Below are 9,776 nucleotides of genomic sequence, written 5' to 3'. Positions count from 1 at the left end.
TTAGTATTTCAAATACTAAGGCTTTATTTTATATTTTTTAACAATTCTTTTATTTCTTCATCTGAAATAGAATCTTGATCGCTTTTATCATAAATAGATAGTAGATAAACAGTTTCGTTTTCGATTAAGATATGAGTAATGACTCTTGCTCCACCACTTTTACCCTTTCCTTTAGATTTTATAGCTAAACGTACCTTGTAGCAGTTGTTTCCTAAGTTTGTTCCAAGAGTAGGATTTTGCTCTAACTCCTCAAATAGAGAAGAAAGTTCGTCTTTAATTGAGCGGTACTTTTTCCCTAATCTTTTCGCTTGTTTTAGAAACTCTGGAACAGCAATAATACTATAACTCATTTAGTAATTCTTTAGTCGAAACACCTTTTAATTTACCGTCCTTTATTAAATTTAATTCATTAACAGCTTTAGAAATTTCATCTTTGATATTACTTGAATTATTTTGTTTTGTAATTTTTATTTTTAAAGCTTTTGCAAACGCTTTTAATGCTTTAGCTTCTTCGGATGTAGATGGTTCTACTATATAGATTTCTTGTGTTGTCATAATTTTAATTCTTTAATAATGAACATAACTAATCTAAAAACAAAAATACAAAAACTGTAAAAGTTATTTTTATTGAGTTGCTTGTTTATTTATTTCATCTAAAATAGATAATTGATTTTTAACAGCGTCTTTTTGTTTTCTTTCCTCTTTTTCTATCGTGATAGAATGTTCTTTTTATTTAAAAAGGTCTGAATGGGTACCTGTTCGAACTAACTCCAGAAGCATTATTTCTGAATCTTCATTCCAAATCAACAGTAAATCAGGTTTTACATGGCACTCCCAATAACCATTATATTCGCCTTTTAATTTGTGAGGTTTATGTTTTTTACTAATCCCTTTATTTCCTTGTTCAGCAAGGTTATTTAAAAAGGTTTGTAAAATAATGAAATCAGAATCACTACGTTTCTTGAGTAATTTTAAGTCTTTTAGAAATTTATTAGAAGCAACAATTTTAAACATTATTAGATGCTTTTAAATAATTCGTCAACACTATTAAATTTAACGCCCTTACCTTCTTTAAGCTCTTTTATTGCTTCAATAGTATCTTTATTAGGTTCGTTATAGTTTAAAGCTTGAGAAATAATTGTTTCTAATAAATTACTGATACTTCTATTCTCTTTTTTTGCACGCTCCTCGATTTTTACATAAAGAGCTTGGTTTAGTCTTAAAGAGGTTGCTTTTTTTGGTTCTTTTGTATTCATTTTACATCTGTTTAAATACAAATTTACTGTTTTTTCAATTCATCTAATATAGAAAGTTGATTTTTAACAGCATCTTTTTTGTTTTTTTCTTCCTTTTCTATTTTAATCAAGTGTTCATTTCCGTGTTGAAAAAGTATATATTCGATATATTTTTTCAAACTCATTCCGTTTGCAGAAGCAAGGATAGATAAACGTCTTTCTGTTTCTAAATCCAAATCAATTAATTTTCTTTTCATAACTGGAGGAATTATTGGTCTAATCCTTTTTCTTTTGCTTCAATAAAATTGCGTTGTTGAAAAACATCAATCATTTTTTGATGCATTTCTAAATGCTTTTGGTAAGTCTGTTTATGATACTCTAATTCATTTAGAAGTGTCTGAATATATTCTTTAGAATCATCTAATCTATTTTTTGATTCTTCAATCTTCTCTTTCAATAAAGGGTATTCAGTTAGTCTTTTTTGAAACTCTAAATATTCTTCTTGAGAAAAAGCTTCAATAATATCAAATTCTTCATTTTCTACATCAGAATTAGTGTCCGCAGGCTGTCCGTAGGTTGTCCGTAGGTTGTCCGCTGAATATTTATTTATAATAAAATTAAATGCGTCTTCTGATAATAGATATTTACCTTCTATTTTAGATATTTCCTTATCTATGTATCTTCTGACTGTTCTGTCAGAGACTTTTAGTTTTTTTGAAATATCGGTTGTGGTGAATTTTATTTCCTCCATTTTGTTTAATGATTTACATGTCCGCAGGTTGTCCGTAGGTTGTCCGCGTATTTAGAAATTTATTTTCAAATATTTGTTCAAACTTCTTCTTTAATGCTCCAATAATAAATCCTTTTCGATTGTCTGCATATGTTGAAGGTTCTCGAAGATCGGTAAGAAAATCTAATAAAACTTCTTCAGATAAATTATTATACAAACTTTCAAATAAATTCAAATTATTGTTCAATTCTTTATCTGTAAAATCGAAATTATGTTTTAAATAATCCTCAATATTTTTTGGAATAAACCAACGATTAGACATTTGTTTATTCAAGTTCTTTCTTTGGATATTTTCACTATCAAATTGAGGTTGATAAATAGGAATAAATCTTATAGAAGTTATTTTTTTACCTGTTTTGATTTTCTCATAGTGAAATGTGTAAGGAGATTTTTCGTCTAATTCCTTTTTTGCAGAATCAACGACCCTTTTTATAAAATTATTTGTATCCTGATATTTATTCTCAATTAAGAACATTTTTTTTAAGTTGTCAATAGAATAACTAATCGGTTTTTTTTGTTCCGAAATAAGCTCATAAAATCGCATAGCGTAAGTTGTTTCAAAACTAAGCGCAATATCTAATCTTAATTTCCTAAAACCTTTCGCAAAATTTATTAGAACTTCAACAACTCTTGGGTTTAGTTCAAACTCTACATATTCATTTCTTTTGTATGCTTTAGGTTTTTCAATTAATCGAACTAATTCCCATAAGTCGTCATCTTCATACTCAAATGATTTACTTTCTAAAGATTTTAGAGCATTTTTAAATTGCTGATGATTTTTATCGTCGGTAGATTTTAGAAGAGAATTATAGGGAATTTTAATTTTATAACTATCGTCATCTTTTTTAATTAGAGAATATTTTTTATTCAACTCCTTCCCTTCAATTAAGAACTGAAACTGTTCAATAATTCTATAAAAAATTCTTTTCTCAAAAACTTTATAATCGTATTTTGCGGTTGTCAAAATATACGACTGTATTAGTTCCTTCTCTTTAATAATCATTCAAGTATGGTTTATCTCCAACAAAATTAATACTAAAAAATTTAAAAACCAACATATAACTTTGTAAGTTGGAGTTAGTATTACAAAAGTTGGAGTTGGATTGTTTTTTAGTATTACAAAAGTTGGAGTTAAGTATTACAGAAGTTGGAGTTGATAATTTTTAAACCTCTTTAATTACTATGATATTCAATTTAATATCCGTTTTTTGTCGAAAGTCGATAAGTAATGTATAATAAGCTATGTTTAATTAATACAAAAACATGGTAATTTTTTAGTTTTTAAGGGTGTGATTTTCTTCGAAAATTCACTTTTGGGAGCTTGCTTGAAATCCAGTTTTTTCGTTGGAGTGAAAAAAACAAAAACAAAAAAAGGAAATAGCAGACCGCAGGTCGCACCAAGGGGGCGGGCGGACTTTTTATTTTTGATAGATTTTATATATTTTAATTAGTTGATTTTTAGTTTATTAATGTATTTTTGTGATTCAAATTTAATGTTTAACCATAAATTTGAAAGCGAAACGATTTTAAAACGGCTTCTTTTGAGGTCGTTTTTTGCATTTATAAATTAGTTCTTATCATTTCGTTGTTTAATGTATTTGGATCTTCTGAGTGTTAAATAAAAGGCATCTACGAAGGTGTTTTATTATTTTATTTTGAGAATGTTTTAGTTTATTTTTTACCTGAATTATGAGAGTGATTTTTATTATTGGGTTTAAAATGAGTAAAAAAAGAATGAAAAAAGTTTTAGAATTTCGGAAAATTGGTTAATTTAGAGAAAGTTAGAAAGTAGAATAGGTCGAGATGTGTGTTTGTACGTACAAAATAGGCGATTTTCGCCCTATTTTTTACGTCAACACTACTCTCGCATTCTCCCGATGGTCGAACGATTTTTTTAAGTTTTTAAGATGAATAAAACCAAACGAATTGAAATCCGATTAACCCTTTTAGAAGAAAAACTTTTAAAAGTCAAAGCAAAGGAAACAGGTCTTCCTGTTTCAACCTATGTTCGAAATTGTGCCTTGGGTAAAAAATCACCCAAACAATTAAGTGAATCTGAATTGGAAGTTTATAAAGAGCTGAAGAAATTTTATAATAACTTTTCGTCCATTTCCAATCTTTTGAAAAAAGGCGATTACGGAAGTATGCTTTCAGAAATCAGTATTCTTCAACAAGAAATGTTGGTTCATTTAAAAAAGATACGTCATGATAAGTAAAGCCAAAGCAACGAAAGGAAGTGCAGCTGCTATTGATTACATTATGAAGGAAGAAAAGCAATCCTTTGAATTGTACCGAAATGATGTCATTGGAAAAAAAGGATCTGAAATACTTTCAGAGTTTAGGGAAGTACAGGCAATGAATGAGAATTGTTCCAACAATACTTTTTCGATTGTTCTTAGTCCAAATATTGATGTCGTTCATAATCGGCAAGAATTATTGCGTTATACGCAAGATCATTTGAAAAATTTAGGTTTAGAAAATAATCAATGTATTGCCTATGTTCATCAAAATACAAAAGCAACTCATGTTCATATTATAGCGAATCGTATTGATGAAAAAGGAAAGGCTTTGGATGATTCTTATATTGGGTTTAAGGCTCAAAATTCTGCTGAAAAGATCGCTCTTGAAAATGGGTTAAAAACAGCCAAAGAGGCGCGACAAGAAAAGGTCATTGAACGAACATTGGATAAGGAGTTGAATAAAGAACTGAAGGCTGATATTTTGAAAAAGCACAATATTTCGGTGAAGCAATCACGTACTTTTTCAGACTATATGCAAAATATGTATGATAAGGGATGTCGTATAGAACCAACCATTAATAAAGGTGGAAAGTTGCAAGGTTTTCGTATTTATGATAAAATGAGTGGACTCGATTTTAAGGCTTCTGAAATTCATAAGAGTTGTGGAATGAAAAATATGATTGAGAAAGGGGTTTCTTTTAAAGGAATGACCATGCAGACAGAAGTTGTGAAGGGATTAACCAAAGAACTTGTTACAAAACCGGTAGAAGTTTTATCTCTTTTACAACCGGCGATTAAAATAGCGGATGTTGCACTTAAAGTAGGACGTTCGATTGACAGAGGAATGTCGTTATAAATTTAAAAAATTAGCATTATGAATATGACCAGTCAACAACTTATGAAAATGATTTTAGAAGAAAGTGAAATTATTTCAGATAAAATTAAACGATTAGAACAGTTATCTGATCAAATTGAACAATCGAATCAACAGTATTTGAACGAGCTTAAACGAACGGATATTAAGGTAGATAATTCAGGAGTGAAGCAAAGTATTGATACATTTAGAAATGTTGTTGAAAACGCGAATAAAACGATTGATAGAACGCAAAAAAGGTTTAATGTATTGTTGTATTCAGTTATTTTTTGTGCAATAGGGTTAGCATCGCTGTTTTTTGCTTTTCGTTTTGGATTTCAAGCTAAATCGGAGATTAGAAATGAATTTTACAATGAATTGAATAATGAAAATAGAATTTTATCAAAAGAAGATGCTCTTTTTATACAGAAGTTCAGAAAATGGAAATGGAAAAATCCAAAGGATAATAAAAAATTGATGATAGAAGTTGAAAAAATGGAATAAAAAATAGCCAACATCAAATTTTTGAGGTTGGCTATTTTACATAAAAGGTGTTATAGCTTTTACTGAACCGAAGTTGTACGCTGTCTTTTATTCTTTACATAAATTTTCTCTAAGGATTTGTCCAATCCAACTTATACTAGCTACAATTTCAAAATCTGTAATTTCTAAACGATCTGCTAATATTTCATTATCTGATGGAATATATTTATCTCCATAATATTTTTCATCACCAACTTTAATATTGGGTTTTGTTACTCTGATTTCCATTAAGCCATATGATACAAATTCAGAACCACCATTGTCTAATTCCAATTCTTCAACATCATTTTCTATGAAAAACATTAAATCAGGCAACGGAGTTTTTTCAATAATATTTGTTCCTGTAATGAATTGGTCATAATCAATTTTTTTCTCTAAAAATGATTTAAAAAGTAAACCAGTAAGTGATGCTTTGTCTGTGTCTTCACACTTGTCAATAATAAATAATAATTTTTCGCCAACTTTTGTTCTATACTTTAAATCTTCTTCTATTTTATTAATTTGTTCTTCTATTTTATTTTCAGAAATTGATTTTAGTTCATATAAAAATGTAAGAATTTTTTTAAGAAATAGCTTATCCTTGATATTGGTTACTGTATTAAAAGTTCCTATAATTGTTGAAAGTAGTGGGACATCTTTTAGTAATCCTTCAGCAATATTTGAATCAATTACCACTTCAGTTAAGTCTTTGGTAACAGCTTGAAATTCCTTATCTTTTATGACTTGAATAAGATTTGTACCGAGTGAACTCATTTAATAATTTAGTTTTAGTAAGGTTGCGTACAACGTGCCTGTGATTTGCGAAGTTGCGGAATTTAAAGCCAAAACTTTGGACTAAAAAAACAACTTAAGCAAAAGGCAACTAATTGATAAATTTAAACAAATTATTCAATTAGTTGCCTTTTGCGATATTTATTCTAAATCTTTAATTCTATCTCGAACCCGCAATTTAGCAAAATACATGTTACATGAAGTTATTTTTTTAAAGTTTGTTTAATTGATAATGCTATTGCTTTTGCCAATAATGGAGGTACTGCATTTCCGATTTGTACCATCTGTTTGGACTTTGTTCCTTTGAATATGAAATCATCAGGAAATGATTGAAGTCGAGCCATTTCTCTAACTGTTATAACTCTTGGTTCAATTGGATGTATATTTACCCCTCCATGATTTTCTTTAATTGTGCAACTTGCTTCATTCCAAGGACATTTTTTCCATGAATCAGAATATTTGTCATATAAACTTTTTCCTTCAGGGACTTTAGCTAATCTTTCTTTCATATCATCGGAATGCTTTGTTCTGACATGGTTGATTTTAGGGTTGTCTTTTACTTTTACTAAATCTCCAATTGCTTCTTTTGTTGTTATGTATGAATCAGATTCTAAAATCGGTGAAGGATGATAGTTTTTTTTGCCAATTCTGTTAGCAATAAAAATTACTCTTTCTCTTTTTTGAGGAACGTAATAATCAGCAGAATTAAGAACTGTTACATTTACGTTATAACCAAGGCTTTCAATATCTTTTCTAATTTTATCTTCAACTTTACCTTTCAACATAGAACGAAGACCCTTTACATTTTCTGCAACAATAAATTCGGGTTGAAGTTCTTTGATAATTTCAAGCATATCTTTGTATAAAGAGTTTCTTGGGTCTTCGACAACTCTGTTGCCAGACATACTAAAACCTTGACAAGGAAAACCACCTGAAAGAACCGTTAGGTTCTTTCCTTTTAGTTTTTCTTTAACGGTATTTATAAATTTATCTTTTACTTCTTTTTTGGTTATATCGCCTTCAATTAGAGAATGAGAAAAATTTTCTCTATAAGTCATACCAGCTTCCTTGAACCAGTCCAATCCACAAAGTTGTTTAAAACCTGCCATCTCAAAACCTTTTGCCATACCACCAGCACCACAGAATAGGTCAGCAGAAGTTAAATCTAACTTTTGAATGTTATCCCATTCATCTGAAATGTCAATCCAATTAACACTATCTGTTTTTATTGATTTCGGTTTAGAAAGTATAACATCTTCTATTTCTGGAGAAAATAATGATTTTTGAACAAAATATTCTAATTCACTTTCTTCAACTCTGTGTACACCTCCAATTTTATTTGATTTTAGTTTACCTGAGTGTATATATCTTCTAACTGATTTTTGTGAAACATTAAGTTTACTTGCTATCTCTTCAATTCTTAATAACTTACCTTGCTTGTCCATAATTGTCCAATTTTGTCCAATTTTGTCCAAAGGTAATTTATCTTTTTTATATAGACAACAGATTATTGAAATTGAATCTAAACTTTAGCGAATTTCTTGCTGAATGTACTTGAAATTCTCCTAATGAGATGTTATTATTGCCATACTTTATGGTTACGCTACTTTTATTAATAAAGTCGTTTGAGTAATCAATTAAATTCGGATTAAATGTAATATTTTCTAAATCGGATTTTCCAACAAGTTTTGAGTTAATATTGTTTTCATTTAGAAATAATGACCATAGAATATAATCGCATTCATTTAGAAATTTGACATATTCACTCAATAGTAAAGATAACTTTTCTTTATCTCTTACTAAATTTCTAAACTTTTCTTCATTCATATTTCCATCATACCAACCTTTTTCAGAAAAATGTAGGTCAAATGTTTTAGGAGAAGGTTGTCCGACTTCTGGAGGGCAAACTTTGAAAGACTTTGATTTGTTCGTTTTTACTGATAAAGTTGCATTTTTTTCAAGGAAAAAGTCCACTCCACTTTTACTGTGACCTCCACGTTCTCGTTTTTCTGTCCCAGAATATTTTATTGGTTTTAGCGGAAATAAATTTGTCTTATTCTGTGTGTAATGTTTTTCAAATGCCTTTAAAATTATTTTATCAGAATTATTTAGTAATCTATCATTGTTAGCTCCAGAATTAAGATCAAAAACATTACAAATTGCTAATTCTGCTGTATCTCCAAGTAAAGAATTGTTTATTACTTTTTCTACTTTTAATAATAACGGAAAATTTTCTCTATGTAATCTAATCTTGTATCCTGCTCTATTTGTATGCAACTGTAGTTCTAAAACTGTTTTTCCTTTATATTTTATCGTGTTTGACTCAATCCATTCTTTTGCTGATTGTTTTGTAAAAGAAAAATTCTTAAAGTCAAATGTTAATTCGGGTAAATCATCTCGTTTTAAAATTTCATAATTAAAATTATTGTCTTTGATGTAAAACCAACAATTGTAATCACTTACTAATGCATAATCAACGATAATAGGTAGCATTTCATCAATGTGATTTAAGCAAAATTCTTTAAAGTTTTTTCTTGAAATTTCTTCTGATGATAAATGGCCAAAGAAATGATTAAATGTATCATCTCCAGCTTGTCCCACGACTTTTGGAGCAAACATTTTGCCAGTTCCCTGAAATGTTCTTACAGAAAAAGTTTCATCATTTGCAAGTAAAAAATTATGAGGACAACGCTTAATAAAATGTGAAGTGAATTCTTTTGAATCAGATAAATATTTAATTGGCTTTCTTCCTCTAAATATCTTAGAAATCATCTTTGAATTTATGAATAACTCAAGTAAATCGTTATTTACCCTTTCCAAAGATATATTGTTTTCTAATTTGTATTGTTGACAGATTGCATATTGGAAAGTTATTCCAAAAGTTTCGTTGTTCATTTTATTAACTTTTAAACAATTCAAAAATACAGTTTTATATTTGACTTCCGTTCGTTAATAATTTCATGTAACATAGTAATTTACGAAGTAAATAATAGAAAAGTTTCGTGAAATATTCCCTATATCCGTATTTCGTGTAATTACTTTGTTAAAAGTAATAAATTCTTTGATAGTCTATGTTATCTAAATAACATTTGTATGAATAGCGAGGTTTTTATTTAATATTTTTAAATTCTCAATCATGGATCACGAAACTCTACAATTGATACTTTCTTAATCTATTTCATTACTTAACATAAACATTATTATATACCAATATTTTTTAGGTTAAAACACTGATATTGTGAGAGTGCCGTTTTGAATAAGTGAAATTGATCTTGAAACTGCTCTGCAAGGTGCATTTTTCCGTTAGAACTGCATATTCAAAGCAGACAAAAATAAAGCCTTAG

13 protein-coding genes are annotated in these 9,776 nt (G+C 28.7%); 3 read left to right on the top strand and 10 right to left on the bottom strand.

Annotated features, from left to right (window positions below):
* Positions 1 to 23: 23 nt before the first annotated feature.
* From ACMHJW_RS14455 to ACMHJW_RS14425, 7 genes are all read right to left on the bottom strand, one after another.
* Positions 24 to 350 (bottom strand): type II toxin-antitoxin system RelE family toxin, encoded by a 327-nt coding sequence (locus ACMHJW_RS14455; RefSeq protein WP_413534110.1) that lies wholly within the window; start codon positions 348 to 350, stop codon positions 24 to 26.
* Positions 340 to 555: a DUF2683 family protein gene (locus tag ACMHJW_RS14450; protein WP_413534109.1), complete on the bottom strand. Its 216-nt coding sequence runs from the start codon at positions 553 to 555 to the stop codon at positions 340 to 342. Before ACMHJW_RS14450 ends, ACMHJW_RS14455 begins: the two co-directional genes overlap by 11 nt.
* A gap of 174 nt (positions 556 to 729) precedes the next feature.
* Positions 730 to 1,014 (bottom strand): type II toxin-antitoxin system YafQ family toxin, encoded by a 285-nt coding sequence (locus ACMHJW_RS14445; protein ID WP_413534108.1) that lies wholly within the window; start codon positions 1,012 to 1,014, stop codon positions 730 to 732.
* Between the two features lie 2 nt (positions 1,015 to 1,016).
* On the bottom strand, positions 1,017 to 1,256 hold the full coding sequence (locus ACMHJW_RS14440) for a type II toxin-antitoxin system RelB/DinJ family antitoxin (RefSeq protein ID WP_413534107.1): 240 nt from the start codon (positions 1,254 to 1,256) through the stop codon (positions 1,017 to 1,019).
* Positions 1,257 to 1,279: 23 nt separating this feature from the next.
* Positions 1,280 to 1,492, bottom strand: a complete 213-nt coding sequence (locus ACMHJW_RS14435) for a hypothetical protein (RefSeq protein WP_413534106.1) — start codon at positions 1,490 to 1,492, stop codon at positions 1,280 to 1,282.
* Between the two features lie 11 nt (positions 1,493 to 1,503).
* A complete protein-coding gene (locus ACMHJW_RS14430; RefSeq protein ID WP_225540534.1) occupies positions 1,504 to 1,986 on the bottom strand; it encodes a hypothetical protein in 483 nt (160 codons plus the stop codon).
* Between the two features lie 13 nt (positions 1,987 to 1,999).
* The gene (locus ACMHJW_RS14425; RefSeq protein WP_413534105.1) at positions 2,000 to 3,028 is read right to left on the bottom strand and encodes a replication initiation protein; all 1,029 of its coding nucleotides are present in this window, start codon (positions 3,026 to 3,028) and stop codon (positions 2,000 to 2,002) included.
* Between the two features lie 904 nt (positions 3,029 to 3,932).
* On the opposite strand from ACMHJW_RS14425, the gene ACMHJW_RS14420 reads away from it, so the two are divergent.
* Genes ACMHJW_RS14420 through ACMHJW_RS14410 form a run of 3 tightly spaced genes read left to right on the top strand, consistent with a single transcriptional unit; the run spans position 3,933 to position 5,622 of the window.
* Complete coding sequence (locus tag ACMHJW_RS14420) at positions 3,933 to 4,241, top strand: plasmid mobilization protein (RefSeq protein ID WP_413534104.1); 309 nt, start codon at positions 3,933 to 3,935, stop codon at positions 4,239 to 4,241.
* Positions 4,231 to 5,121, top strand: coding sequence for a relaxase/mobilization nuclease domain-containing protein (locus tag ACMHJW_RS14415; protein WP_413534103.1), 891 nt, complete (start codon positions 4,231 to 4,233; stop codon positions 5,119 to 5,121). The genes ACMHJW_RS14420 and ACMHJW_RS14415 overlap by 11 nt, the downstream gene beginning before the upstream one ends.
* 18 nt (positions 5,122 to 5,139) lie before the next feature.
* Positions 5,140 to 5,622 carry a hypothetical protein gene (locus tag ACMHJW_RS14410; protein WP_413534102.1) on the top strand — a complete coding sequence of 161 codons (483 nt, stop codon included), beginning with the start codon at positions 5,140 to 5,142 and terminating at the stop codon, positions 5,620 to 5,622.
* A gap of 87 nt (positions 5,623 to 5,709) precedes the next feature.
* Here ACMHJW_RS14410 and ACMHJW_RS14405 read toward each other — a convergent pair whose 3' ends face one another.
* From ACMHJW_RS14405 to ACMHJW_RS14395, 3 genes are all read right to left on the bottom strand, one after another.
* Complete coding sequence (locus ACMHJW_RS14405; protein ID WP_125112982.1) at positions 5,710 to 6,414, bottom strand: hypothetical protein; 705 nt, start codon at positions 6,412 to 6,414, stop codon at positions 5,710 to 5,712.
* A gap of 221 nt (positions 6,415 to 6,635) precedes the next feature.
* The gene (locus ACMHJW_RS14400; RefSeq protein ID WP_413534101.1) at positions 6,636 to 7,877 is read right to left on the bottom strand and encodes a DNA cytosine methyltransferase; all 1,242 of its coding nucleotides are present in this window, start codon (positions 7,875 to 7,877) and stop codon (positions 6,636 to 6,638) included.
* Between the two features lie 46 nt (positions 7,878 to 7,923).
* Positions 7,924 to 9,327: a hypothetical protein gene (locus tag ACMHJW_RS14395; RefSeq protein ID WP_413534100.1), complete on the bottom strand. Its 1,404-nt coding sequence runs from the start codon at positions 9,325 to 9,327 to the stop codon at positions 7,924 to 7,926.
* Positions 9,328 to 9,776 lie beyond the last annotated feature (449 nt).

Source organism: Empedobacter brevis, assembly GCF_965118635.1.
Taxonomy (GTDB): domain Bacteria; phylum Bacteroidota; class Bacteroidia; order Flavobacteriales; family Weeksellaceae; genus Empedobacter; species Empedobacter brevis_A.
Note: the sequence above shows the minus strand (reverse complement) of the source record. Positions and strands in the feature narration are given on the sequence as shown.